Here is a 25537-nt window from a genome sequence, read left to right on the forward strand (position 1 = left end):
TTAATCATGATTAGCTGGATGGTAATGGACGCTATCAATCGATATGTTCTGCAAGCAACGAATCGAGCATATGATTGCCGGCTGTTAAATCGGCATGCTGATAGTGTTGGGAACGAATGCGCATTGGATCCCCACCGTGATAGTATTCATACATTAGCTGACGCTGCCCAAAGCCAGCACTTGTTAAATCAAATGCTAAGTTCAAAAGGCGCGTACGTTCTGTGGCTGTTGCCCGGTCAGTTGTCAGCGCCTGTTTTAGAATCGTAGCGTTATCGCCGTCAAATTCTGCATAGCCGGGGGTACCAACCATGGAGCCTGCTGCTAGGTGCTGTGTGACGCGGAGGGCTTGATCGTAGTAAGACGGTAAGGTGGATCGAACAGCTTGTAGTGCTTGAAGACTAGGGGTATAAATGTCGAATTGATCTAAGTGGCCCTGATCCTCTGAGCGTGTAATCGTACCTTTAATTAATTCAAGGTTAGCCGTTAAACGTCCGAGCTTTTCCTGAACGCCAAGGAAGCCGTCCAGTCCTAAGGCGTGAGCGACCCGAATGGCGAGACTGGTTGCTAATTCTAACTTTGTAATACCGCGCACCTCATCTTGATGAGAGGTATGAATAAACATACCGGAATCAATAAAGAAGCGGTTACTCATTTCGACGTTATTGTCTACAAAAACTTTTGACCACGGAATGAAAGCATGGTCGAAAATAATATACGCGTCAATTTCGTCTAGCAGATTGCTTAGCGGATAGTCAGCGGTGGTATAGCCTGGATGATCTAATAGCTTACGACAAATGATTTTGACTCCTGGATTGTTCAAAGGCGTTGCAAAGGCGACCGCATAACTTGTGTCACCTGGTTCGAGCAACAGTTCTGGAGGATTAAAAATCAATAAATCATCTGCAATCGGCGCCATCGTATTAACCATCTTGGCACCGGAAACGAAGATGCCATCTTGATTACGTTCGACTGTATGAACGCCGGCATAACCAGATGGAATCGCGTTGATGGCGCGTTGCCGATTCAATTGTGGATTTTGAAGGGCATGACTGATAAAGATGTCGTTGGCTTTGACCCATTTGGCGTAATTTCGAGCATTGGCCGCAAAGTCAGCATATTGATTATGGCCTAGAAAATCTGCCCGTTCGGCAAGAACTGCCATACCAGTATTGAGAAAATCCGGTGTGCGTCCCAACATGCCACTGTTACTTTGAGCGATTTCTTGATAAGCTTGGTGCTTTTGACGTAAATCATCAACCGTACGCGGGACCTTAAACGCAATATCATAGTTTTTGCCATTTTCCTGATAGGTGTGCACTGCAGGATGTGTGCGCTGTAAATCGTAATATTGATTGTTCAGCGCTAAGGTTTTGCGAAAGATAGGCACCTCAGCGACATTGATCCGTTTGCCATTTAAGTAGACCGTGCGGCCATCGTCGAGCTGTTCAATAGTATGCATGTGTGAATTCCCCCCTGATGAAATTAATTCCAATATACCATGAATGGAAGCGAATTCACTAGTGGGTGGCGGTGATTTTACTGCACTGGATAAATCACATGAAACCGTTCCAAGACCATCTGTGCAGTTTGGGGGTCAAAAGTCTGATGTTCACTTGCGTATTCCTGAGAAAAGAAGTCGTCATGGACGCGGCGCCAGTAATCATAAGTGCGGTCGCCTTCACCTTCAAGGTAGGCATGAGTTGCGTCGACATCACGGTAAGGAGTAATCGTGACTTGGTCGGTGTGTGTCACACAGACGGGTTGATCATGCGCATCTAAAATGACATCGTAAGCACCCACTTGAGGGAGTGGTTCGTCGGGTTCGTACAGGTCGTAAGCGCTAGTCGTTGCGGTTTTACGGCCAGTTAGGACGAGGTGTGCCAGAGTATCGGCGTTGCTGCCGAACTGGTAGGCACTCTGTAAGGTGGTGCTGGCTGGTAAGTTTAAACTGGTTTTAGCTTGTTCGAAAAAAGTTTGTGCGTTCATAAGCGAACCTCCGATTAGTTTCAGTTAAGTCTAAGTTTAGCATAATGCCTAATCGATTGTGCAACTGGCGTGGTATAATGACGCTATCTTGGGTAGTTGCAGGCGATACCCATACCAAACATTGCCGTTGTGGAAAGGAGCAGTTATGCGAATTAACGTACTGCAGCACACCCCAAATGAAGGGCCAGGAATGATTGCTGATTGGGCGCACGCCCACGGCCATACAATGTATGTCTATCATCCGTACCAATTTGGTGTACTCCCAACGGCGGATGAGACGGAAATGCTCGTTATCCTGGGTGGGCCGATGAGTCCAAACGATGACCTGCCATGGATCAAACAGGAACGGGACTTGATTCAACAATTACTGGACCAGGATGTCCCGATGTTTGGGGCGTGTTATGGTGCCCAACAAATCTCGAAAACCTTGGGCTACCCGGTCACGAAGGCACCAGCCAAGGAAGTCGGTTGGGCACCGGTTGCTCGTCAAAGTACGGTCATTCCAGGTATTCCGGCGACAATGTCGGTCTTACACTGGCACGAGGAAATGTTCGAAATCCCAGCCGGGGCAACGTTGTTATTTTCCAGTGACGCCGTCCGAAATCAAGGCTTTGTCATGAATCATCGAGTCGTTGGCTTGCAGTTTCATTTTGAACCCGCAGCTGACAATGTGCGTGAGATGGTCGTCAATGATTATCGCTATATCGCCGGTTCAGTTTTAGACCAATCAGCGAAGACAATCCTACAAACGCCAGTTCCACCCGAAAACAAAGACATTTTATACACTATTTTGGATTACATCACGGCTTAAGCACTGTGATGTTGAATAGCCACCATTAAGCAAATCTTGTCTTAATGGTGGCTATTTGTTTAGGAAACTGAACAATTAAATGAAGCTAGCCTGCTTTTTCGTTTTCAGGGTTGCTATTCGGTGGTTGAAAGCTCGCACACTGCGGCTTAAATGTGGCGAATTACCAATTTTAGACGTTTAAGCTGGCATTTCACGTCACCTAATTGGCTACAGAGACTTTTGAGTGTCCACGACGTCTGTAGAACCGGTATACTAATAACATAAGCATAAATCATCTAATACGAGGGAGCCCAATATGAAACAAATTGTAGCGGGAATGATTGCCCACGTCGACGCTGGTAAAACGACCCTATCAGAAGCGCTACTTTACCGTTCTGGAGCGTTGCGGCAATTAGGGCGTGTGGATAATGGCGATGCCTTTTTGGATACGGACACGCTTGAAAAACAGCGGGGCATCACGATTTTTTCGCACCAAGCTAATTTAAAATATAATAATCTTGATTTGACATTACTAGATACGCCGGGACATGTCGATTTTGCGACACAGACCGAACAAGTCCTATCCGTCTTGGATTACGCAATTCTGGTCATCTCAGCGACCGATGGCGTTCAAGGCTATACGCGAACTTTATGGCGATTATTAGCGAGCTATCACGTGCCGACTTTCATTTTCATCAATAAGATGGACGCGCCTGGAACGGATGCGGCGCACTTGATGGCGCAAGTTCAACAGACCTTATCGCCTGGTTGCGTCGCCTTTAATACGGTTGAAGCCAATGCGACGGCTACTGAATTGCCGACGGTTCCAGATGCGGCAATGGAAGACATTGCGATGCAAAATGACGACGTTTTGGCCGATTACCTTGAAACGGGGACGATTGATGATGAGACGATTCGACACATGATTCAGCGCCGCGAGATTTTCCCCTGCTACTTTGGTGCGGCCTTGAGATTAACGGGTGTCGATGACCTCATGACCGGGTTGGACCACTGGACATTGCCCAAACCAGCTGCGGCTGAGTTTGGCGCTCAGGTGTTCAAAATCACGCATGATGAGCAGGGCGAACGGCTAACCTGGGTCAGAGTCACTGGCGGTGCGTTGCATCCTAAAGACGTGGTACTGGGCGCGCAAAAGGTCAATCAACTGCGCATCTATAGCGGGACCAAGTATGAGACCCAATCAGTGGTCAATGCGGGGGCGGTCTGTGTGATTACTGGGCTAATCAAGACGTATCCTGGTCAGGGATTGGGTGCTGCGGCGGATGGGCAACAACCGTTGATGCAACCGGTCTTAACGTACGCACTCGATCCGCAGTCCGAGGACCTGCATGCTTGTTTGACGGCACTACGACAACTTGAGGATGAAGACCCGCAACTACACGTCACCTGGTCGGAATCATTACAAGAATTACGGGTACAAGTGATGGGCACGATTCAACTAGAGGTGTTGCAACAGTTGCTCAAGGACCGGTTTCAACTAACGGTTCAGTTTGGCACTGGCAGTATTTTGTATCAAGAGACAATTACCGCACCAGTTGAAGGGGTCGGCCACTTTGAACCATTGCGGCACTATGCAGAGGTGCACTTGCTGCTGGAACCGGCACCCCGGGGTAGTGGCTTGCACTTCGCTGCTGATTGTTCCTTGGAAGTCCTCGGTCGTAATTGGCAACATCAAGTCTTATCTAACTTACAGGCAAAGACGCAACGGGGCGTACTGGTTGGGGCGCCACTGACTGATGTCAACGTGACCTTGATCAGCGGTCGGGCTAGCATCGTCCATTCAGTCGGAGGCGACTTCCGCGAAGCAACGTGGCGCGCTTTGCGTCAGGGATTGATGATGTTGCGGCAACGAGGTGCCTGTCAGCTGTTAGAGCCATGGTATCGTTTTCGATTAGAGGTTGGTCAAGACCAAGTAGGCCGGGCAATGACGGACATTCAACGGATGAACGGCCAGTTCGACGCACCGGTCGCAAATACTAGTGTTGCAACGGATGGCACGGAATTGACCACGATTACCGGCGTGGCGCCAGTCGCAGCGATGCAAGATTATTCGCAGACGGTGCGGGCCTACACGCATGGTCAGGGCCAATTGGAGTGTGTGGTGGATGGCTATCGGCCGTGTCATAATGCTGATGAAGTCATTGCGGACGAATCCTACGTCCCAACTGCAGACTTGGAAAACACGCCTGACTCCGTCTTTTGCGCACACGGCGCGGGGTTATCCGGTGGCTTGGGATCAGGTGCCGGAGATGGCGCATGTGGCGTATGTTTATTCGGATACAGAATAAGTGCATTTTAATTTATTATCAAAATAGGAACTATGAAAAGTCGGATTGTGGGTGTGATAGTTAATACGACGCTTGTGGTAGCTTTTCAGTATGTCGACCCAAGCTTATTTGCGAGTGGCATCGTACACATATTCAATATATTTTTGTCAATGAGAGGATGATAAATGTGAAGAAAATCGCGCCCATTTTCGTTGGACTCGGGGCGATTAGTTTTGGTGTGCCGGCATCGTTGTTTAAAATTGCGCGGCGAGAAGGGGTGGCTAATGGCCCCTTGCTGTTCTGGTCATTCCTTAGCGCAGTCGTTATCTTAGGTGTTATTCAATTAGTTCGACACGCACGTTTAAAAGGCCAGGCAACGAGTTGGAAGCAAATTGGCCTAGTGATTGCGGCAGGAACGGCATCAGGGTTTACTAATACCTTTTATATTCAGGCATTGAAACTTATCCCAGTTGCCGTGGCTGCGGTGATGCTGATGCAAGCAGTCTGGTTGTCGACGCTACTAGGGGCAGTCATTCATCATCGGCGCCCCTCACGACTACAAACAGTCAGCATTGTTTTGGTATTGCTAGGCACGATTTTAGCTGCTGGCCTGTTTCCGATTACGCAGGCACTCTCACCATGGGGCTTGTTGCTTAGCTTCTTGGCCGCTTGTTCATATGCTTGTACGATGCAGTTCACAGCTAGCTTAGGCAATAACCTCGACCCGTTATCGAAAACGTGGTTGCTGTGTTTGGGTGCTTTCATACTCATTGCCATCTTGTGGTCGCCGCAATTGATTACCGCACCAACCACGCCAGCAACGGTCGGTTGGGGTGTGCTAATTGCACTCTTTTCCATGGTTTTCCCGTTGGTCATGTATTCACTATTCATGCCATACTTGGAACTGGGCATTGGGCCAATTCTTTCTTCGTTGGAATTGCCAGCTTCGATTGTCGTGGCATTTGTATTATTAGGTGAAACCGTTGATTGGGTTCAGATGGTAGGAGTTGTTGTCATCATTACGGCTGTTGTTTTACCGAATGTGTTGAATCGACGCCGAGCTCGGCCGTAATTTAGGCTAATACCGAACTCAAAATGAAAATATTGGGAGTGATTTTGATGCTAGTTGCATTTGAAGGTATTGATGGTGCGGAGAAGACAGCTGTCTTGGCGCTATTGAAGAAAAGGAAAAAGGCGTCACAATATGAATTTTGCAAAGCATTTAACGCTCCTTTAGATGGCGACTCACAACAAGCACCAGCGCATAAGGATTCAGGTTTAGCCGGGACGGATGTCTTTACCGCAGATCAGGTTTGGACTTACGATAATAAAACCTTGCCGGCACTCAAGCAGAACAAAATAGTCATTTGGGACGGCTATGTTGACACTGTATTGGCTTATCGGTATGCAGAAGAGAGCACTGGAGGAATTGTTAATCATGATTTAGCCCATGCAATTAACAATCCCTTTAAGAAGCCCGATTTGACTTTTTACTTTCATACAGATGAACAGATGTTTTTGGATGACACAACAGCTAAAAATCGTAGAAAACCGGCTACCATCGAATTTCTTCGTAGTATGAATAAGTTTTATGAAAATAAAGTTCAAACAGATTCGACATATGTAAGAGTTGATGCTTCTCAACCAATCGAGCAGGTATATGAGGTCGTGAATAGTATTCTGCAGGCCTTTGAGTTTCATAAAAATAGCGCATTGAAAATTGACCATGAGCGAGCGGATGTGTTAGTCAAATTATTAAATAAGCAGTATTATAACGATCCCTTTTTTCTAAGCGTTCAGGCTAATTTGATTGGGAATCAAGTCCCCAAGGGTGTAGCGAAGGGGTCAAAATATCACGCGCGCTTTTTGTACTACATTGCTTGCAACGATCATGGGCTGAAATCCAATAGTATGTATGAGAAAGCGAAACGATTGTATGAAACTCACCCAGAATACTTTGACCCAAGAACGATCATCAACTTAAGTGAAGACGATATTTTTAATGCGATTGTTAAAAAATTAGGTGCCAGATACCCCAACGCGTTACTGCGTTCGTGGATAGAAAATACCAGCTTCATCATGCAGAATTACGAAGGTGAGCCAATTAATTTGTTTACCAGTACCGATGATGCCTATGTTCTGCTGAAAAGCATTCAGAAGTTAAGGGGCTATGGGCCGAAAATCAGCGGGATGTTAGTGCGGGCAATTCATGGGTTAAAGTTTAATCCAGCTTTGAAAAACATGGAAGCCGTCTTAGTCCCAGTAGATATACATGATTCCAGGATCCTTTTTAAAACTGGTGTGTTTTCTGTACCGAAGTCTGAAAACTTTGATTATTATGATTACGTTTTACCAGCTCAGAAGGAACTCTTGTCTGCATGCAATAGGAACAGATTGGATTGGACGATTGTCGATAAGGCCCTGTGGCTGATTGGGTCTCATAATAGAACTGACAGCTTGGTCGAGGAAGTTATGAAGGTTAAGGGATAGATACTGGAGTTTAGTTAATTCTTTCTTTGTTGGAATTGCCAGCTTCGATTGTCGTGGCACTTGTGTAAACCGGTGACTGGGTTCAGATGATAGGAGTTGTTGTCATCATTACGGCTGTCATTTTACCGAATGTGTTGAATCGACGGCAGATACGCTAAAACTTGATAGTTACGCACAAAGCCACCAGCGAGGTTGAACCCGTTGGTGGCTTTTGGTAATGTTTCACGTGAAACATTCCTAAAAAATCATCCCATTACTCAATGTAACCACTTATTAGTTGCCTCAACGACACACTTCGGGTAATCTAGGACCAACTTGAAAGGTGGCGAGCAAAATGACTTATCATATTGAACCAGCGCGAGCGGACAGTGATTTTGCGTCGATTCGAAAGGTCTATTACGAGACTTGGTTATCAGCCTATCGCGACTTAATTCCTGAAGCGGCCCTTAAGCAACTCACACCCGCTATCTGGCGTCCTGAACGACATTGGCGCGATATGTTACTGGCGGTAACGGCTGCCGGTGAAATCATCGATGTCTGTACATATGGCCCAGCCCGCAATGCGGCATATGCAGGGTGGGGCGAGCTGTATTCGTTATACGTGCGCCCAGCGTATCAGCATGATGGGGTGGGGCACCAATTAATCACGACGGCTCTGCAACAGTTGCGTGCTGATTTTTTGCAAATCTATCTATTGGTCTTGGCTAACAATGACACTGCGCAACAGTTTTATCGTCAACATGGGTTCCGTGATACTGGTCGTCAATATGTCGATCAGGCGCCTTTTGGGACGCTGCATGAACGAATTTTTATCATGTCATTTAAAAGATGAGCGGTCCGTTCAAGTGTGTCGGTATTCGGCATACTTGGTGGATTGCTCATCTTTTAAGCGAGCTTAGTAATTAATTGTGTCGCAACGGCGCGGACTGAAAATGGATTTTGGCCCGTAATCAGTCGACCATCAGTGACGGCATATTCACTGTAAAAACGGTGTTGGCTAAACGTGGCGCCGTGCGCGGTTGCTTGGTCGCGATTAAGGAAGGGCACGACCCGTTTTTTGCCGGCGAGACGCTCTTCAGTGGCAGTAAAGCCGGTAATTGTCTTGCCCGCAATCAGGAATTGCCCGTTTGCGTCCTTGATGTTGAACAGGCCAGCAATCCCATGGCAGACGGAAGTGACATAGCCGCCGTGCTGATAAATGGCACTGGCAATGGCCTGCAATTCAGGATTATCTGGAAAATCCCACATGACGCCATGGCCGCCGGTATAATAAATGGCGGCGTAATCCTCAGGCTTGATCTGACTGGGCGTCAAGGTATGGCTCAGGGCGCAGTCGATAAAATCAGGGTTTTCGTAAATCGCCATGGTTGCGGCGTCCGTGTACTTCATGCTGCGTGGATCTAGTGGCACGAAGCCACCCTTCGGACTGACGTAATCCACGGCAATGTGAGCTCGCTGCATTTCATCGACAAACTCTGCTGCTTCGCCCAACCATAAACCGGTGGGGTCGTTGGTACCTTGGTAACGCATGACGTTAGTTTCGACGATCAGCACTTTTTTCATTGTTCATCACTCCTAAAATTAGTGCGCATTCTGGTCAGCTGAAATCGTTGCAACTTCAATGACAATTTTGCCAGTCGCGTGGCCGGAATGCGAATATTGTAACGCGTCATTAATTTGATCAAGTGGCATCACGCGGTCGATAATTGGTCGCAGTGTGCCTTGCGCCAGTAGTTCGCTTAGAATGGTCAACTGCTGACCACTCGGATGCATAAACAAGAAATCATAGGTCGCATGCGTTTGCTTTTCTAACCGACTGAGGGGCCGGGTCGCGAGGGCAAACAACCATTGTTTCCAGACAGGCACACCGTAAGATTTGCCAAACCGAGCGTTAGGTAAGCCGGCGATACTGACAACGTGGCCGCCCGGTTTAATGATTTTGAAAGCTGCTTGTAAGTCCTGACCACCCCGAGTATCGAGGACTGCATCGTAATCAGTTAATACGTCCGCAAAATTTTGCTGATGATAATCGATAATTTTGTCGGCACCTAAGGACCGGACGAGGTCGAAATGCTGCGGGCTAGTGGTTGTAGCAACGAATGCGCCGAAGTGTTTTGCCAGCTGAATCGCCAGACTACCGATACCACCTGAACCACCAGGAATAAAGACTTTTTGACCAGGCTGAAGCTGCATGATATCGTGTAACGCTTGGTAGCTCGTGAGACCAACTAGTGGAATTGCGGCGGCCTCGGTGAAAGTCAGGTTCTGTGGCTTGAAAGCAATGGCAGTATGGTCGATCGCGATAAACTCAGCGAAGGTGCCAATACGGTCCTTAGGGGCACGGCCATAGACTGCATCACCAACTTTGAAAGCCGTGACTTGAGCACCAACTTCAGTAATAATGCCGGCAAAATCATTACCCAACGTTAACGGCATGTGATATTTGAGCAGGGGTCGGATACCACCGGCCATGATTTTTAAATCGAGCGGATTAATGCTCGCGGCCATAATTTTGACGAGGACGTCGTGGGCGCCAACGACAGGAACTGGCGTGTCTGTAAGTGTCAGAGTGGCTTGTTTGTAATGGTTAATCTGTGCTGCCTTCATAAGATTCCTCCGTATCCGTTCAAGCGTTTAACATCTTGAACAAATCATGGTGCTGATTTTAGACCGTCGCTTACTAAAAGTCAACAATTATTGTTTGACTTTCGTCGTTTGCAAGTGTTAAATGGTTTAAGAATACGAACGAGTAAGCCAGCTTTTATCATTAAAGGACGTGAGTAGATGGCAGAACAAACGATGGCAATTTTCAAAGCAGGAGTGCCAATTTTCACCATTTTACAAGATACACATCGCCAACAAATTCTCGTGATGCTATGCCGGACTGACCAGATGACGGTCAATCAGATTACGGCGCAAGTGGCCTTGTCACGACCAGCTGTCTCGCATCATTTGAAATTAATGCTGGACGCGGGTATCGTGGCAGTGAACCAGACTGGAACTGAGCGGTATTATCGTGCAAATATGGGGCCAACATTAAAATTACTGCGGGAGCTGACCGCTTCCTTAGAGGCTGATATTGCCAGTCAGCAATCCCCACAAAACAACTAACGCAACACGAAAAACACCTGCGCAAGAAATGGCCCCCTGGTGGGCGTCTTCTTGCGCAGGTGTTTTTGTATGATGAAAGGTGTTTGCTAAGAAATTTTGACTAAGCTGCCGTCCGAATGGCTTTGAACGCCTGGTGGTAAAGGGCCCAACCAATTAAGCAAGTTAGGACATCGGCAACGGGTTGTGCCCAGATGATCCCGGTTAACCCGAATAACTGGGCCAGGATCACGATGGCTAGTCCCAGCAAGACCGCCTGACGAGAAAGGGCCATCGTCAACGCACTCATAGCCACACCAATTGATTGGAAGACCGTCGTGAAGACTAGAATGAAGCCGACCAATGGTGTCGTCAGTAGCATCGCCCGGAGCATATGAGTTCCCATACTGATGATTGCGGCTTGATTCATAAATAATTTAATCAGCTGTGGGGCAAATAACATCAAAATAATGGCACAAATCGAAGCATAGCCGCCTTCAATTTTTAAGTCAAACCGGAGTGTCGCTCGCAGGCGGTCCCAATTTTTGGCACCGTACGTGTAGCCGATGAGGGGCTGAGCACCAAAGGCAAAGCCAACCATCACCATCATGACGACCATGTAGATTTTTTGAACGATTCCCATCGCGGCCACGGCTTGGGCGCCATAAGCAGCCAAGTAACTGTTTAAAATCATCATCCCAAAACTCTGCGTTAGATTGGTCAATGAGGCGGGAATTCCGACCGCGACCACGGCCTTAAAGTCTGGCCGCGAAACGTGTGCGAGTTTTGGTGCCAGTGACAAGGTCTTCGTCCGGCGCATAAAGAGCACCAGCAGTCCAGTATTCACGGCGTAGCCCAAGACGTTCGCAAAAGCAACCCCCGAAGCACCCCAGTGAAAGCCAAATAGGAAGAGGGGATCAAGGATGATTGTCAAAACTGTCCCGCTGATCGTCGCAATCATCGATAGTTGCGCCAAGCCTTCAGTCCGAATAATATTGCCGGGAACCAGTGAGACGATGATGAACGTTGACCCCAATACTAAGATGCGATAGAAATCTGAGATATAGGGCCGCGTGGCGGCAGTCGCGCCCAATAACCCAAGAATGGGCTGCTCAAAGACCAATAGTAACGCAGTAATCACGAGGCTGAGGGCAATCGCGATATAAAAACAAAAACTACTGATACGCGCACTTTGCTCATAATGATGTTTCCCCAGCGCTCGTGAAATCACGGCACTGCCACCGAGACCAAAAATATCGCCAATTGCTAGCATAAATGAAAACAGGGGGCTGCCGAGCGCAATCCCGGCGACTAAATCAGCGTTACCAGTCTGAGCAACGAAGAAGGTGTCAGCCAAGTTGTAAATCATACTGGCAACCATTCCTAACACCACGGGTAAAGCTAGATGAAAGTAGGCTTTAGGAATCGGTGCCTTTTCGAATAAATCATTCATAAAAATAAGGTCACTCCTTAATCTGAACTGTCGGTCGTAGAAGGTGTGACGAGACGGACAGAAAAATAGTCATTATTTTCATGATACGCTTGGGTGTCAAGGGGCTCAAGGAATTTTGCATGGTAGCGGGTCGTGGTTGTGATTGCTGCACTGAATTGTTGCAGTCAAAGTTGCGCTGCTGGCGAGACAAAAAAAGGTATTGCACGGCTGTTCAGCGTGCAATACCACCATAATTGGTTAGATTAATTACTGGATTAACGAAGGTCGATCTGATGCAGGTTGACTGGCATTTGACCGGTATGATGGCCGACCGTACCAGCATGCATGGCTTGAGCGCCGTGAACAAAGTGCGCACCAGTCGCTGCAATTAATCCCATTCCTAAAACTGTAATAATACTTAATACCATCATAGTCACCCGTTTCTGATTATTTCTGCACATCTATTGTAGCGCTTACATCGCCATTGTCCTTTGAGTTGTATTAGAATAAAATTAATATTTTCACTTTTATAAAATGAAGCGTTAAAAACCTGAAAGTGGGCGATTATTTGAAAATTACGGAAGGTTATTTACCGTTCCGAGGGTATCAGACTTATTATCGGATCGTGGGGGACCGCCAGTCTGAGTTGACACCACTCTTATTGTTACATGGTGGCCCGGGCTTAACCCATAATTATTTTGAAAGTTTTGATGAATTATCACGTCAGACAGGCCGACCAATTATCATGTATGACCAGTTGGGGTGTGGTCGCTCGTCGATGCCAGATAAGCCAGAACTGTGGCAAGCAAGTACTTGGGTGGCGGAATTACAGACTGTACGCACAGCGTTAGATTTGCCGGCTATTCATCTGCTCGGCCAATCGTGGGGCGGAATGCTCGCGATTATCTATAGTTGTGATTATCAGCCCCAAGGCCTTAAAAGCCTGATTCTAGCGAGCACCTTGTCATCTGCTCGATTATGGGCACAAGAACAGCATCGAATGATTCGATTGATGCCGACGTCGGAGCAAACGGCAATTGCAGAAGCGGAGCAGCACCATGATTTCACAGGGGCGGCATATCAGGCAGCCAATCAACACTTTATGACCCAGCATGCGAGTGGTCCAGTCACGGCCGCTGACCCGGAATTCTTGCAGCGACCTAAACGAACGGGGACGCAAGCCTATCAGGTGGCCTGGGGACCAAACGAGTATTGCCCGACCGGCACGCTCGCCGACTACGATTACACAGACAAGCTGCGTCAGTTACAAGTGCCTACGCTAGTCACCAGTGGGACGGACGATTTGTGTACGCCCCTGATTGCCAAGACGATGGTCGACCAGTTGCCGAATGCGACGTGGACGTTGTTCACCCACAGCCGGCATATGGCGTTTATTGATGAGCCAACGGTCTACTTTGCTCGTCTGCAACACTGGCTGGCCGCACACGATTAACGGAATTCTGGGGTAATATTTCCCGGGAAATACTTGCACGAAAAAACGGCATCCTAGCTGATAGGGTGCCTTTTTGAGCTGCATCGACGCTTATAAAGGTTATTGAGGCAATCTTTTTGGCCTGACTAGTGTTGATAGACAAAGACAAATTGCTGGTCAGTGGATGCTTCAGGGTCAAATTGGTAATCGGGATGATCAAACTGGGTGATGGCCGCCATGTCGGTCACTTGATGCTCTGCGAGGAACCGAACCATGGCGCCACGAGCCATCTTCGCTAAGGTGGCCTTGGTCTTCAACTGACCATTAACGCGACTGGCGAAGACGATGTCAATCATCGGTTGCCCAGGCACCAGGTATGGTCGAATCGCTTTCGTATACTCCTGCGAGGCCAAGTTGATGATTGGCTCTGGCTGGGGAGTCAAAGCCTGATAGAGTTGGTCATGCCAGAAATGATAGAGATCCTTGTAAGCACCAATCTTAAGCCGAGCCTGCATCTCTAGCCGATACGGGACGATACCATCGAAGGGGCGCAGAATACCATAAAAGCCTGACAAAATACGTAAGTGATCCTGGAGATAGTCCAGGGCTGGTTGGGTAAAGATGTCTGGTGCCATGTATTGATACTGAATCCCCCTGTAACTCAAAACAGCGGGAGTTAACTGTTGTGTTAGGTCAACTTTTTGCAGCCAATCATAGTTGGGTTGCGCGAGCTTGTCGCTACAATGCCACAATTGCTTGGCCTCGGGGTAACTCAATTGCCGCAACCGTGTCAGTAATTGTTGTGCTTGGCCGAGATAGACCGGGGTCGTGAGCGATGGAAAAGCGTCTTGATCGACAATCATTTTTTTAGCTGGAGCGATGATAATTTTCACGAAATCACTACTTTCAATCAAAAATAATGCCATTAATTTAATGGAAACGAGGTCACTTTTACGTAATAGCTTAATATAGACCTGAAGTTCTGACAATGGCAGACGAGTCGTCTGATTCGTTTTCACGATAGACGGGCCTACCGCTTTATACTAAGGCTAATGAAGCATTGGTGAAAGGAGGAATTGGTGTGGCCGTTAAAATTTCAAAACCATTGAAGCGACTGCTGAAGGCGAGCGTGTTAGGGCGCAACAAGAATCACCCACTGGCTGGGTGGAACGTCTTAACGATTTTATACCACGATGGGGGTAGTGGGACGGCGCTGACACTTAATTTCTTATTAGATAAGTATAACCGCAATTACTTAGAAGCAGATGAGCGACCACTGAGCGATGCGGTTTTGAAAGAAGTGCTGCGCGTCGTGAGTGAGGACGCGCGGTTAGTGGATGTGGCCCCCCGGAATGTTCGAATGCCGATGCGTAACGGTGGCTTTCATATGCAACAATCGTATGTTTATCGGATTACGAGCAGTGGGATTGAATATTTATCCATGATGCAAAAAGTGGTCGAAGCTGAAAGTACGGTCACTGCCAATATTACGCGCATCAATGAATTCTGCGATTATGTGCATACTTTGAACGCACCGCAAGCTGATTTGACGAGCACGGGCATCTGAATTGCCGCCCAATTTTTCTCAAACTTAAAACACACGACAGCGGAACAGTTATTGACCATTCAGACGCCGCAACAAGTTGTCGAGTGGTTGAGTCTGTACGGTAAAATTTCCCCGAGTCGAACGCGTGCGGTAACGTTAGAACCTGCGCCTTTTCAAGACGAAGCCAACACGATTCACGTCTTAGAACGCTTCGTCGAACAGGAACAGTTGATTGGCGATTATGAGCAACTGATTGGAAATTGGTTACAGTAACTGATGAATGCAAACTTATGTTCCCTAATTGCACCTGGTTGCGTTATAATTAGTTGAATCACATTAAAGACTAAAAGGGGTTTGACATCATGGATTTAGCACTTTTAAAGCAAGTTGCGCAAACGACGAATAAGATTGCGCTTAGTACGGCAGTTAATAGCGAAGCCGACGTTAAAATCGTCAACTTTGTGTGGTATGCAGATCAGCCGGATACGTTATATTTTTCATCGGTTAAGACGAGTCCGGCCTTAAAGGTCTATGATCAGAACCCAGATATTGCCTTTATCACGATTCCTAATGACGGGACGCCCGGGAACCCTTATTTACGCGCGCAACACGTCAAGTTACAACGGTCCACTAAGACCATGGATGAGTTACTCCCACAATATTTAAAAACGATTCCGAACTATCAACAAGTATGGGATGCCATTGGATCAACCTTGGTCGTCTTCGAATTGAAATTATCCACACTGTTCGTCGATGCCGGCGTGGGTGGCAAAAAACAAACGTTACAGTTTGACTAGACTAAGTATAGAAGAACAGTCGCTTTAAGCGTGCTGGTCCCTGCCAAATTGATTGTTGAAATAATACAAGCTTTACTTTATTTATACGGCCTTATTCCAGTCTTTTGCTGGGGTGAGGTCGTTTCTGGACGTAAAGCATGATACAAGACTCGAGTCTAATAAACATGTTGTTGAAACTTAACCAGTGACTTGGAGATAAGATGAATGAATAATACAGTCGTAATTGAAAACATAAAGAAATGGCTGAAACAAACGAAATCATCACAAGTGTGGTTGGCAGAACAAATTCAAGTCAGTCCGACGATGCTTAGTCAGATGCTTAAAGGGGAAAGAAAAATCCAAACTAAACATCTGATCAGTATTTGTAAAGTGACGGGCATGACACCCAATCAATTAGCTAAGGACGAGAACAAACAAGATTCTAATGAGCCCGCATACGTTTTAATGGGAGAACTTTCAAGTCGGGAATCCACAAGGGAGTTTAAGAAACTACTCTTAGACATTAAAAGCTATGTGGATTTAGAGGCGATGACCCATGAGTAAACAGAGTAGTTTATCGGAAGTAATCGCGGATAATGCAGCGGATGTCTTTTTAAAAGAAAACGTTGGCTCGGATATATTTATTGCTTCAGATGTAGAAAATCTAATTGCTAAAACGGCTCAAGTCATCTATCAAAATATTGACGATCCTAAATTTTTTGGCGCTTTGATTAACTATAAGGATAAATGTTTTGTCGTTTTAAATACACATCAAGATTTGAGAGCTCGCTATTATAGTGCTGCTCATGAGATGTGGCATCTGGCGTTAGAAGGTTCGATGTTGGGTAGACAAAGCGAGGTTATTAAAACTGCTGCAACCCAAGAAGATTTCGATAATGAACGTGCAGCAGACCATTTTGCAGTGGCTCTGATGTTACCAAAAAAGATAGTTGTTAACACTTGGTATAAGTATGTACAGCAGCGGGAAGTTCCCAATCCTGCACTTGCCAAGGAAGCGGTTGTTCGTATTGCTGAGGTATCTTCAATGCCATATGAGGCCGTATGCAGACGTTTAGATGAATTACATTTATTAATGAGCCGGGATTTACTACGATGGACAAGAGAGGAATGGGTGGCATATTTGGAACAAGTCGGTTTTCCACCTAGTCCTTTAGATAATGCCGCTAATTTTAAACAATTTGCCGGACTATCATCCTTTATTAAAAAACAAGTGGATAAAGGTCAAATGACATTAATGGAAGCGGCAAATTTTTTAACGAATTCCGATCCAAAACAGGCTATTAATTATTTGAAACTGCGAAAAGAAAAAGCCGAAAGACAGTTGTCCGAGGATGAAAATGGTTGATAGAAAAAAGGTGAAAACCTTTATAGATACAAACATGCTAATTTTTCATAGAATTTCGTCAAACGCCAAAAACGAGATTTGCATGAGTTATGTTACTCACGCAAATCTCGTTTTTTGAAGCTGAACAAAGCTAGAAACGGTTGTCCAAACGCCGGTTAATTGGTTACCACTGATTAGCTGTTGCATGCTCTTTGCCCGCAACATCAGTTCAATTACTTAACATAAGCAGTTCGATAGTTGGCAGCACCACTGAAGTTGTTATAAACGACACCTTGTAGATGAGATTTGACCAAGATGCTAGAACGACCTTCATACAACGGTGTGACTGCTTGGTCGTTCAATGCAATTTTGCCTGCTTGGACTAAATCCTGATAACGTTTCGTTGCGTTTAAGGCGTCGGTGCCTTCAGCGGCTTGCATTGCACGGTCATAGGACTTGCTCTGATAATGCCCCATGTTGGAGTTACTGTCAGATGTCAGAATCGTCAGTGATTGTGATGGGTCAGCGAAATCCATGGCCCAGCTGGTCAGATTCAACTGATAGTCACCCTTGGAGACTTTGCCCAGCATGGCAGTGAATGGCATTGCCTTGATATTGACTTTCAGACCGGGTAGATGGCTGGTGAGCTGACCTTGGATGAATTCAGCGATTTGATGCGAGGCATCATCATCACCACAAGTAATCGACAAGGTGAGCTGCTTTTGATGCAATTGTTGTTGTGCCTGGCGATAGGCGGTCCGGGCTTTGGCCAAATCATAGCTAACCGTATCGTTGACCGTGGCATCGTCAACAAAATCTGCCCCAGTCTTGGGATTTTTAGCCATATTACGAACACCGAAACTCTTCGCCGGAATCGATCCGTTGGCCAATACCTTGTGCGTTAACTGGTTGCGATTGATGGCTAAGGATAGCGCGGTTCGTAGCTTCTGGTTGGCGGCAACGTGGTCGTGCTGATTATACTGAATGAAACCGATGCGACCACCAGCGAGTGTTTTTAATTCAGGATTAGTCTTATTTTGAACACTCTGCTCACTGCTAAGGGTGACCGTATCAAGCTTGTTTGACTGGTACAGATTATAGGCCGTCGTATTAGACTTAATGACCTGATAATTGATTTGATGGAGTCGAACGAGCTGATGGTCATAATAAGTCGGGTTCTTTTTCAGTGTCCAAGTATTATTGGTTCCAGTCCAGCCGGTGAGTGTAAACGGCCCGTTATAAACGGTCTTGGCTGCTGAAGTGCCGTACTTTTGGCCGTATTTCTGGACCGCATTTTGATTGACCGGATAGAAGGTCGAAACGGCTAAAATCTTTTTGAAGTAGGCGACCGGTTTGCTTAACGTAATCGTCAATTGATAGTTGCCATTAGCTTTGACGCCGAGCGTGGACGGTTGTTTTTTACCCGCCGCAATCGCGTCAGCGTTTTTGATGTTCGTAAAAACGTAAGTGAATTCAGACTTGGTCTTCGGATCAAGCGTCCGTCTCCATGAATAAACAAAGTCATGGGCGGTTACTTTGTGGCCGTTGCTCCAGCGCGCATCATGGCGCAGGTTGATGGTATACGTGTGGCCATTGTTGGTCGCGGTCGTCTTGGTTGCCAAGGCGTTGACTGGTTTACTCTGGCTGTTCAGGCGGTATAGGCCTTCATCAACCTGCGTCAATTGACTGTTAGAAGTGCTATCGGTCATTTTGGCTGGGTCAAGGCTCATGATTTCAGAGCCAGCGGATAAGTTGATGACCTGTGATTGTTTGGTATGACCGGCCTGCGAATGGGCGTTAACGGTGAATCCGATACCGCCAATAATTGCCACGCCACCGATCGTTAATAATAATTTGTGTCCCCGTGATAAACTCATGTTGTGTTCCTCCAAAAGAATAATTAGATTGGTTGAAGTTGTACAATGAGTTTTGCCATCGTTTTGTGACCATGTATTTCACCCCGTTTGAAAGTCAAAAAAACCGTCCTTATCCAGCCAATGCTGTGTTAAGGACGGTTTTTGAGAACCGCGGTGCCACCTTAATTGAGTGTTCACGAATTTAGTCATATAAATTCCGCAAACACTCCTACTCCATAGGGAACCAACATTCCCCTGACAACTGACGTATGTCGCACGTCTTATCGTACTCTCGACAAATGTCGATTTCGGAAAAGCCCTCGGTGGTCCATTTAATCATCTGCGTTCAGCCATACTCTCAGCAACGATGACTCTCTGTGCGGGCACGATAATCTTGATCTCCACCTCATTGGTTTATAAGGACGATATTTTGTTGAAAAGAGTATACCGCTAATGAAAATCAGTTGTCAAGGGCTGGAAAAATATTGGTTTATCATAAAATCATTTAAACGTACTAATTTAATTATTTATAAGGTGAATCATTTGTTGAGCGCATGCTTTTGTGTAATTATTAGGGTACGATATTCAAAATCTAATGATTGATGTAGGCGCAATTCAGACGAGGAGTGAAATAATGCAAGTTCAGGATTTTCTTAATATTGAAGCGGCATCTAAAAAGGTTAAAGCAATGACCGAAAATCAACATACGTTATCATTATTAACGGCACTTACCGGGACAGGGAAAACCACGGTTGCAGCGCAATATTTGATTCAAAATTGTCATGATGAGAAGGCGCGGGTGACCTTTTTTGTGACTGATCAAAAGAAAAATTTTCCGACTGAACCGCTAAAGAAAGAAATCGCACGTCAATTAAATGTTCCGATCACAAGTGAGAAAGTTGAACGTGAATTTTATCGCCGCGTTGGGGTGCTTTATTCATTGGCCGATGAAGCGAAGAATCTTTTAGACCCTTTGAACAGAATTCCTGATTATTTTCGACGCCAAGAAAATTTTGAAGTTACTTTCAACAAAGTCAAACGACGGTATAAGAATTTTTGTACAGAACCCGATAACGATGAGTTTCGTCGAGAATTAAGAAATGAGCTGCGTAATTGGCGTCTATTTATTCGCGATAAGCTCGTACTGAAACTAACTAAACGCACAAAAACAAAAGAAGTGAGCAGTGAAGACAACATTCAAAAAATTCAACATTTTTTGCGGCAAGATCATAAGTCGGCTCAAAATCAGAAACTTTGTGATTGGGTGAATCGCTATTATCCACTCGCGGATGAAGAGCAACGAAAAATCTTCTTGTTGACAACCAATAAATTCATTACTTCTTATACACCGTTTTATGGTCACAGGGGAATTCCGTTTATTACGTCACATTTATTAAATGATGCTTTGGTTATTTTGGACGAAATCGACGCGACTAAAGTGAAACTGCTTGATTATGAGATTGCAAACACAATCAATGACAAGGAAAATATCTTAGCGCTATTTGCTGCGATTGAGGCGGGGTTAGCTAGGTTGCAGCGAGAAGTGCCTAAACCACTTAGTCTGGCACTAAAGTCTCCCAAGACTAAACGGAAGTTGCAAGCACTCGTTGATGAAGCAAATGAATTATCGTTAACTTATCGGCTGTATTTCCCACACAAGAGTAGCTTGCAGACATTCGAAAATAATTTCATTTTTCATTTTCCGTATATTCGAATGGCTAGTAGTGGCCTTGAATGGTGGACACAATTGGAAGAACCGCTCGCAACTGTAAAATTTATTAACAATAAAAAGGCGTATAACCCTGATAAAGACTTACATTTCTATCAGATGCTTGCTCGAGTATCAATGTTTATTGATGATTTTGTCGCTTTTATTAGAAGATGCGCTCATCGTTTTGCAGATCTAGAAAATGCAGATCGTAATTTACTAGCCCCCAAGTTGAGCTTGGATAATGCGGCCTATTCCATATACAGTCTACTGGGTTTTAATCATGAACAACAGAAGATGCTAGTCGAGACACGCAGTAAATGGCTGGGGGTATCTTTGCCTAAGCTATCAGTGTCTGCGACCGAATCCTATCGACAGTTGCAAAGATCAGGGCTTTCGTTCTATCAATTTAAAGATGCTGAACGTCACGCGATGCAGACTGAAATCAGTGCGTCAAAGTTTAGAAACACACCAGAACGGTTTTTACTTGGGGTCTTGAGTAAGGCTGATGTGTTAGGCATGTCTGCAACAGCTGAAATTCCAACTGTTTTGGACAATTATGATTTGACCTATCTTCATGAAAGATTAGGCAATCGCTTTATTTCAGCTAATACGTTTTTGACAGAAGAAACCAAGCAAAGTTTTAAGTTGGATGAACGTTATAAGGAATGTGGTGTTCAAATTCTAGTCAGTTTAGCGAAATGTAAGAACGTTGACGCACGGTTGGAAGACTTAATCTTGAATCAGATGGCTGTAACTGGGCAACAGCGTCAACTAGACACGGTTCAAATGGCAATTGTTGAAAAAAAGTACCGGAAACTATTGCGACGGACCATGGACGATGTAGGCAATGACTACAAGGCTCAGCGTTATGCTCAATTGATTGGTAGTTTTATCACGTTTTTGCTTGATACTGAGATGATTGTCTTCTTAGGATTACAATCATTGTTGCCTAAGCGTGATTATCCCGATATGGATTTGGACCGGTTGCTGGAAATCTTTAATGGACTGGCAACATTACTATGCGCAAAATCAGCACCAGTTTTAAAAATAATCACACCTGAAAATCAAGGTAGCATGGAAGAGCAATGTGCCACTGCACTTCAAATACCTAAGAAACAAGGAAAACGCGTTTATTTACTGAGTGCATATCAATCATTGGGAGTGGGTGTCAATTTGCAGCATCCGATTGGTGCTCTGGATGAAGGCCAACTAATTGATATTAGTGGTCTAGTCGCCAGTGACGACGATGGTCGTTTTTCAGCAACTGATATCAACGGTATTTACTTGGGAGATGTCACTCATATTTTCTCCAGTATCCAAGATTTTTCGACTTTAACACCGGAAGCAATCAAACTCGCAGTACAACACGAGTATCTGTTGGATAATAGTGAAATCAACCAAAAACAATATCATAACTACTGGAAAGGTTTAAGCCATGTTCATCGACCAGCAGGGACGGATCGGCCAGCTACTAGTTATGTAAAGCAGTTGAAAGACATGCTGAGTTATCGGATGAGTTACACGAAGGTGATCATTCAAGCATTGGGACGGATGACGAGAACCCATAATCGGCGGAAACAGATTCGAATTATTGCCACCGAAGATGTTTTTGACAACTTTGGTTTAACGTCACTCAATACCGACGCGATTAGTCCAGAAGCAAAGGCACTAGCAGCCAAATCGCCTTCTTCAGGATCAACATCACGACAAGATAGTATGAAGAATAACTTATATCAAAATCGGACCTATTTGTCCTATGTCGATTTCAAGCGTGCAAAGGGTAGATTACAACTTGATGTCGCGATGGCTAATGCCTATCAAAATGTGCGCGAGTGGTACTTACAACATCCAACCGCTAGTGAAGCTGAATTAGCAGCGATGCACCATAGTGAAACCATGTTTATGCAGTATCTGCCCTCAGCGCGTACTGAGTACGGTGTGTGCCGCATGTGGGAGGAAATTGAAAAAGATGGGAAAAAGCTTGATATTGAGACGGGCGTCTTTGAATTTGGTGATGATAATAAAGACAATATGATTGTTTCAGCAGAAAGAGCCGGTCTTCCGACGATTCTCAAGTATCCGGGGATGGCAGCCTATTTTGACAAGCATCAGTATGCAACCACGTGGCAAAAGCAGGATTATATTCTGAATCCTGTGCAATTTATTAATGGTTATTTAGGAATATTAGGAGAAGTGGCCGCAACTTTTATTTTAGACGATGCTTTGGGTATTAACTTATCCCAAATTACCGCCGTAGATAAGAATGAGTTGTTTGATTTTATCATTGATGATCAAGTTTTGGTTGATATTAAGAATTGGCATTACACGCATACTGCTACAGCATTCGATGATGAGAAGTGGGTTATGCATAAGTTAAATCAATTCTGTAAGGATACTGGGAAAGATAACATGCGAGTTATGGTGATCAATGTGATCGATCGAACCCCAGAAGTGAAAGATAAGGTGACGTTGATTAATAATAATCGAATTTTAGAAGTATCAGCCCTAATTGATGATCAAGGGGCACTAGTGTTGAGTCCAACTGATAAGCAACAGATAGGGGAGTTTCTAATTGACTGATAATAAGTATGTTCGAACAAGTGTCCTTCAGTATTGGCTTGATTGGTCGGGCTTGGAAGACCGATTTTCATTAGTGATGAGTCCCGTCGTTAATAAGCAAGATTATGAGCTGTTTTACGCTCAGCTGCAGACAATTCCTGTGCTATCAATGACTAAGATTAAGTCCAATCGGTATTTAATCTTGCTGGATGCTGAGCTGGCCAAGAAAGCGGCTCCGAGCGAGTATTTTATTCAGTGCGCATTTCAAGATTGTAATGACGCTGGCTACGATTTTTATCCCAATCACATCCTACAATTATTGATTAATTGTTTAGAAGACTGTGATACGGATGGCGCGAATAACTATACGGCCGCTCATTACTGTGTACGGCCTAATTGGAGTAAAAAGACTCAGTGTTATGGATTGCAAATTAGTGTCGACTGGCAAAACAACTTATGTCTCACTGGCGTTACTTTCTCAAAAGTGAGTCAAGTTGATGAGAATGGCCAATATTATTATTGGAATGCGGATGAAGAACGAATGTTACGGTGCTGGGATCTGGATCGAGACCCACTCTATGAAAAACATAATTACTACGATCATCGTAATTCGATTAAAGCAATCAGGCTAGACCATCTAAGGGGATATGAAAATTCCAAGGTGGGCGTTGCAAATGAAATGCTGAGTCGTTTGAAAACCGTGTTTTCTGAGTGCTTCAGGGAACGAGAAGGTGGTGGGAGTCGGTACTGGCCGCGGTACAACAGTCGGGACTTGCTTTATTATAATCGTGGTAAACGAGATCGAACACGGGGCGCGTTGTGGTCTGCAATTGAAAATAAAACGATCAATATTTATTGCAGTTCGGATAGTGAACGGGTTTGTGAGTTGGCGGATGCAACCTACCACGGATTAATCCAGAATGCGGGTGTGCAGGCGCATAACATCACGATTGAGCGATCGTCGCAATCAAGGCCTGGCTTAAACATCCAAATTCTAGAATATGAGCCAGAAAATGAAGATGACGTTTATGAAGTTAGCCATGATGATACAGTTATTTTTCATTTAACGCCAAACGGGTTTGGTGACCAGCATGGTGATAAGAGTCCGGATTGGAACGAGGAAATCCAGCAAATTGCTGCGGGTGAAAGCAAGAATCAAGACGCAAAAACACGAAAAATCTCACAGGAAATCGTCATTAGGCGCGATATTGTATTGGGAACCCTCACTTCAATTTCAGACGCGCTAGTCGAAAAAGTACAGAAATATACGTACTTTTTAATTACGCCAGCCTCTAAGGACGATTACAAAGTGGTTAATGTTGCTAAGATGACAGTCGATCAAAATCGTCATCTCATGTTATCGAGGCGTGAGTGTAATGGTGATGAAATTAACGATGATTTGGATGAAGTTTATCAAATTGTTTATGATAATGCGCGCGGAAAAAAGAAGTATTGGCTGAAAGATTTACTGTTGGTCATTAAAGCGGATAATGGTTGGCTCGTTATTAGGGATACGAATCAACAAACAATGCCGGATATTGAGTGGATTCGTCAGGAATTAAATATCAGTAACCCGAATATGCGAGTGGATCGTGAACAATTTTTACGAATTTTGGAAGATCAGTTGCAAAATGCAGAAGGAGCAGCGAAGCGAAACAGGCTGTTGCAGATTATTGCTCAAGTTGAAAAGATTCCTAAAGTGCTGGTCAGTAAGGGTGAGGTCAATCAGTCCCTAAAGGAAGTTAGCATCAATTGGCAGGGAGGTGCCATGGCACAAATCAATAATGACTTGCGACTCAATGAGACGTTCGAAGGGGCGTTTCTGAATGGTATTTTAAAAAAAGAGAATGAAGATCATATTCGAGGATACTATGGTATTGGGCTATTGGTACCTAAAAAACCTAACACCTATAATTATTTTTCTGCCGCAACCGAAAATATCAGGAAAGTCACCGCACGAGGAAATCACTTAAAGAAAGTCGATTTAGTGGATATTCCCGCTGCCTATTTTGAAAAGGAGATTTTTCTGGATGTGGCAGATATGATGTCAGTAACGTTTGTTCGTAATAATCAAAACACCGTTGTGCCGTTTCCGGCGAAATATCTGCGTGAATATCTGGCACTTGAAGACCGATTGTAAGTGACGACCGCTTTATTTACTTTCCTTTCAGCTGAATTGAAATTATAATAACCTTAATAGTGTAAGCGGATTTAAACGGATGAGCATATTAAGGAGGCG

General features: G+C 45.1%; 21 protein-coding genes and 2 pseudogenes. 15 read left to right on the forward strand and 8 right to left on the reverse strand.

The features are described 5' to 3' along the window. Positions 1-34 precede the first annotated feature (34 nt). Positions 35-1459 carry a 4-hydroxyphenylacetate 3-hydroxylase N-terminal domain-containing protein gene (locus KGF70_RS04690; protein WP_216767818.1) on the reverse strand — a complete coding sequence of 475 codons (1425 nt, stop codon included), beginning with the start codon at positions 1457-1459 and terminating at the stop codon, positions 35-37. 77 nt (positions 1460-1536) lie between these two features. Further along, positions 1537-1986 carry an ASCH domain-containing protein gene (locus tag KGF70_RS04695; RefSeq protein ID WP_216767819.1) on the reverse strand — a complete coding sequence of 150 codons (450 nt, stop codon included), beginning with the start codon at positions 1984-1986 and terminating at the stop codon, positions 1537-1539. A gap of 145 nt (positions 1987-2131) precedes the next feature. Here KGF70_RS04695 and KGF70_RS04700 point away from each other — a divergent pair, with 145 nt between their 5' ends. From KGF70_RS04700 to KGF70_RS04720, 6 genes and pseudogenes are all read left to right on the forward strand, one after another. Then, entirely contained in the window at positions 2132-2797 is a 666-nt protein-coding gene (locus KGF70_RS04700; RefSeq protein WP_105922061.1) for a type 1 glutamine amidotransferase, read from the forward strand. Between the two features lie 295 nt (positions 2798-3092). Next, positions 3093-5085 (forward strand): annotated as a pseudogene (locus KGF70_RS04705) (GTP-binding protein). A gap of 166 nt (positions 5086-5251) precedes the next feature. Next, positions 5252-6136: a DMT family transporter gene (locus KGF70_RS04710; protein ID WP_105922064.1), complete on the forward strand. Its 885-nt coding sequence runs from the start codon at positions 5252-5254 to the stop codon at positions 6134-6136. Between the two features lie 47 nt (positions 6137-6183). Beyond that, complete coding sequence (locus KGF70_RS04715; protein ID WP_050338004.1) at positions 6184-7554, forward strand: dTMP kinase; 1371 nt, start codon at positions 6184-6186, stop codon at positions 7552-7554. Further along, positions 7551-7712, forward strand: a pseudogene (locus tag KGF70_RS17745) (EamA/RhaT family transporter); the annotation flags it as partial. The gene KGF70_RS04715 and the pseudogene KGF70_RS17745, both read left to right, overlap by 4 nt. A 176-nt stretch (positions 7713-7888) precedes the next feature. Next, the gene (locus tag KGF70_RS04720; RefSeq protein ID WP_216767820.1) at positions 7889-8386 is read left to right on the forward strand and encodes a GNAT family N-acetyltransferase; all 498 of its coding nucleotides are present in this window, start codon (positions 7889-7891) and stop codon (positions 8384-8386) included. Between the two features lie 53 nt (positions 8387-8439). Here KGF70_RS04720 and KGF70_RS04725 read toward each other — a convergent pair whose 3' ends face one another. After that, positions 8440-9117 (reverse strand): type 1 glutamine amidotransferase domain-containing protein, encoded by a 678-nt coding sequence (locus tag KGF70_RS04725; protein ID WP_216767821.1) that lies wholly within the window; start codon positions 9115-9117, stop codon positions 8440-8442. A gap of 18 nt (positions 9118-9135) precedes the next feature. Next, complete coding sequence (locus tag KGF70_RS04730; RefSeq protein WP_216767822.1) at positions 9136-10161, reverse strand: NADP-dependent oxidoreductase; 1026 nt, start codon at positions 10159-10161, stop codon at positions 9136-9138. A gap of 177 nt (positions 10162-10338) precedes the next feature. On the opposite strand from KGF70_RS04730, the gene KGF70_RS04735 reads away from it, so the two are divergent. Continuing rightward, positions 10339-10665, forward strand: coding sequence for a helix-turn-helix transcriptional regulator (locus KGF70_RS04735; protein ID WP_050338000.1), 327 nt, complete (start codon positions 10339-10341; stop codon positions 10663-10665). 100 nt (positions 10666-10765) lie between these two features. Here KGF70_RS04735 and KGF70_RS04740 read toward each other — a convergent pair whose 3' ends face one another. Both KGF70_RS04740 and KGF70_RS04745 read right to left on the reverse strand, forming a co-directional pair. After that, positions 10766-12094 carry an MATE family efflux transporter gene (locus KGF70_RS04740; protein ID WP_216767823.1) on the reverse strand — a complete coding sequence of 443 codons (1329 nt, stop codon included), beginning with the start codon at positions 12092-12094 and terminating at the stop codon, positions 10766-10768. Positions 12095-12348: 254 nt separating this feature from the next. Continuing rightward, positions 12349-12504: a hypothetical protein gene (locus KGF70_RS04745; protein ID WP_162985045.1), complete on the reverse strand. Its 156-nt coding sequence runs from the start codon at positions 12502-12504 to the stop codon at positions 12349-12351. A 137-nt stretch (positions 12505-12641) separates the two neighbouring features. On the opposite strand from KGF70_RS04745, the gene pepI reads away from it, so the two are divergent. Continuing rightward, on the forward strand, positions 12642-13526 hold the full coding sequence (pepI, locus tag KGF70_RS04750) for a proline iminopeptidase (RefSeq protein ID WP_216767824.1): 885 nt from the start codon (positions 12642-12644) through the stop codon (positions 13524-13526). A 125-nt stretch (positions 13527-13651) separates the two neighbouring features. On the opposite strand, the gene yaaA is transcribed toward pepI, so the two are convergent. Continuing rightward, complete coding sequence (yaaA, locus tag KGF70_RS04755) at positions 13652-14398, reverse strand: peroxide stress protein YaaA (RefSeq protein WP_216767860.1); 747 nt, start codon at positions 14396-14398, stop codon at positions 13652-13654. A gap of 188 nt (positions 14399-14586) precedes the next feature. Here yaaA and KGF70_RS04760 point away from each other — a divergent pair, with 188 nt between their 5' ends. The 5 genes from KGF70_RS04760 (at position 14587) to KGF70_RS04780 (ending at position 17193) form a co-directional block, all read left to right on the forward strand. Further along, on the forward strand, positions 14587-15072 hold the full coding sequence (locus KGF70_RS04760) for a hypothetical protein (RefSeq protein ID WP_181186311.1): 486 nt from the start codon (positions 14587-14589) through the stop codon (positions 15070-15072). 51 nt (positions 15073-15123) lie between these two features. Continuing rightward, on the forward strand, positions 15124-15324 hold the full coding sequence (locus KGF70_RS04765) for a hypothetical protein (protein WP_152704958.1): 201 nt from the start codon (positions 15124-15126) through the stop codon (positions 15322-15324). An 89-nt stretch (positions 15325-15413) separates the two neighbouring features. Beyond that, a complete protein-coding gene (locus KGF70_RS04770; protein ID WP_105920180.1) occupies positions 15414-15848 on the forward strand; it encodes a pyridoxamine 5'-phosphate oxidase in 435 nt (144 codons plus the stop codon). Between the two features lie 204 nt (positions 15849-16052). Beyond that, on the forward strand, positions 16053-16391 hold the full coding sequence (locus KGF70_RS04775; protein WP_050337994.1) for a helix-turn-helix domain-containing protein: 339 nt from the start codon (positions 16053-16055) through the stop codon (positions 16389-16391). Next, positions 16384-17193, forward strand: coding sequence for an ImmA/IrrE family metallo-endopeptidase (locus KGF70_RS04780; RefSeq protein WP_216767825.1), 810 nt, complete (start codon positions 16384-16386; stop codon positions 17191-17193). The genes KGF70_RS04775 and KGF70_RS04780 overlap by 8 nt, the downstream gene beginning before the upstream one ends. A gap of 212 nt (positions 17194-17405) precedes the next feature. Here the strand turns inward: KGF70_RS04780 and KGF70_RS04785 are convergent, their stop codons facing one another. Beyond that, a complete protein-coding gene (locus tag KGF70_RS04785; protein ID WP_216767826.1) occupies positions 17406-19049 on the reverse strand; it encodes a peptide ABC transporter substrate-binding protein in 1644 nt (547 codons plus the stop codon). A gap of 613 nt (positions 19050-19662) precedes the next feature. Between KGF70_RS04785 and KGF70_RS04790 the strand changes: the two genes are divergently transcribed. Then, the gene (locus tag KGF70_RS04790; RefSeq protein ID WP_216767827.1) at positions 19663-23319 is read left to right on the forward strand and encodes an ATP-binding protein; all 3657 of its coding nucleotides are present in this window, start codon (positions 19663-19665) and stop codon (positions 23317-23319) included. Further along, the gene (locus tag KGF70_RS04795) at positions 23312-25438 is read left to right on the forward strand and encodes a hypothetical protein (RefSeq protein WP_216767828.1); all 2127 of its coding nucleotides are present in this window, start codon (positions 23312-23314) and stop codon (positions 25436-25438) included. The genes KGF70_RS04790 and KGF70_RS04795 overlap by 8 nt, the downstream gene beginning before the upstream one ends. The last annotated feature ends 99 nt before the right edge of the window (positions 25439-25537 follow it).

This window comes from Lactiplantibacillus sp. 7.2.4 (assembly GCF_018991185.1).
Classification (GTDB): Bacteria; Bacillota; Bacilli; order Lactobacillales; family Lactobacillaceae; genus Lactiplantibacillus; species Lactiplantibacillus pentosus.

Coding starts and splice junctions, on each gene's coding strand:
- KGF70_RS04690 (WP_216767818.1), bottom strand. CDS start 1,459: ATGCATACTATTGAACAGCTCGACGATGGCCGCACGGTCTACTTAAAT.
- KGF70_RS04695 (WP_216767819.1), bottom strand. CDS start 1,986: ATGAACGCACAAACTTTTTTCGAACAAGCTAAAACCAGTTTAAACTTA.
- KGF70_RS04700 (WP_105922061.1), top strand. CDS start 2,132: ATGCGAATTAACGTACTGCAGCACACCCCAAATGAAGGGCCAGGAATG.
- KGF70_RS04715 (WP_050338004.1), top strand. CDS start 6,184: ATGCTAGTTGCATTTGAAGGTATTGATGGTGCGGAGAAGACAGCTGTC.
- KGF70_RS04720 (WP_216767820.1), top strand. CDS start 7,889: ATGACTTATCATATTGAACCAGCGCGAGCGGACAGTGATTTTGCGTCG.
- KGF70_RS04725 (WP_216767821.1), bottom strand. CDS start 9,117: ATGAAAAAAGTGCTGATCGTCGAAACTAACGTCATGCGTTACCAAGGT.
- KGF70_RS04730 (WP_216767822.1), bottom strand. CDS start 10,161: ATGAAGGCAGCACAGATTAACCATTACAAACAAGCCACTCTGACACTT.
- KGF70_RS04735 (WP_050338000.1), top strand. CDS start 10,339: ATGGCAGAACAAACGATGGCAATTTTCAAAGCAGGAGTGCCAATTTTC.
- KGF70_RS04740 (WP_216767823.1), bottom strand. CDS start 12,094: ATGAATGATTTATTCGAAAAGGCACCGATTCCTAAAGCCTACTTTCAT.
- KGF70_RS04745 (WP_162985045.1), bottom strand. CDS start 12,504: ATGATGGTATTAAGTATTATTACAGTTTTAGGAATGGGATTAATTGCA.
- KGF70_RS04770 (WP_105920180.1), top strand. CDS start 15,414: ATGGATTTAGCACTTTTAAAGCAAGTTGCGCAAACGACGAATAAGATT.
- KGF70_RS04775 (WP_050337994.1), top strand. CDS start 16,053: ATGAATAATACAGTCGTAATTGAAAACATAAAGAAATGGCTGAAACAA.
- KGF70_RS04780 (WP_216767825.1), top strand. CDS start 16,384: ATGAGTAAACAGAGTAGTTTATCGGAAGTAATCGCGGATAATGCAGCG.
- KGF70_RS04785 (WP_216767826.1), bottom strand. CDS start 19,049: ATGAGTTTATCACGGGGACACAAATTATTATTAACGATCGGTGGCGTG.
- KGF70_RS04790 (WP_216767827.1), top strand. CDS start 19,663: ATGCAAGTTCAGGATTTTCTTAATATTGAAGCGGCATCTAAAAAGGTT.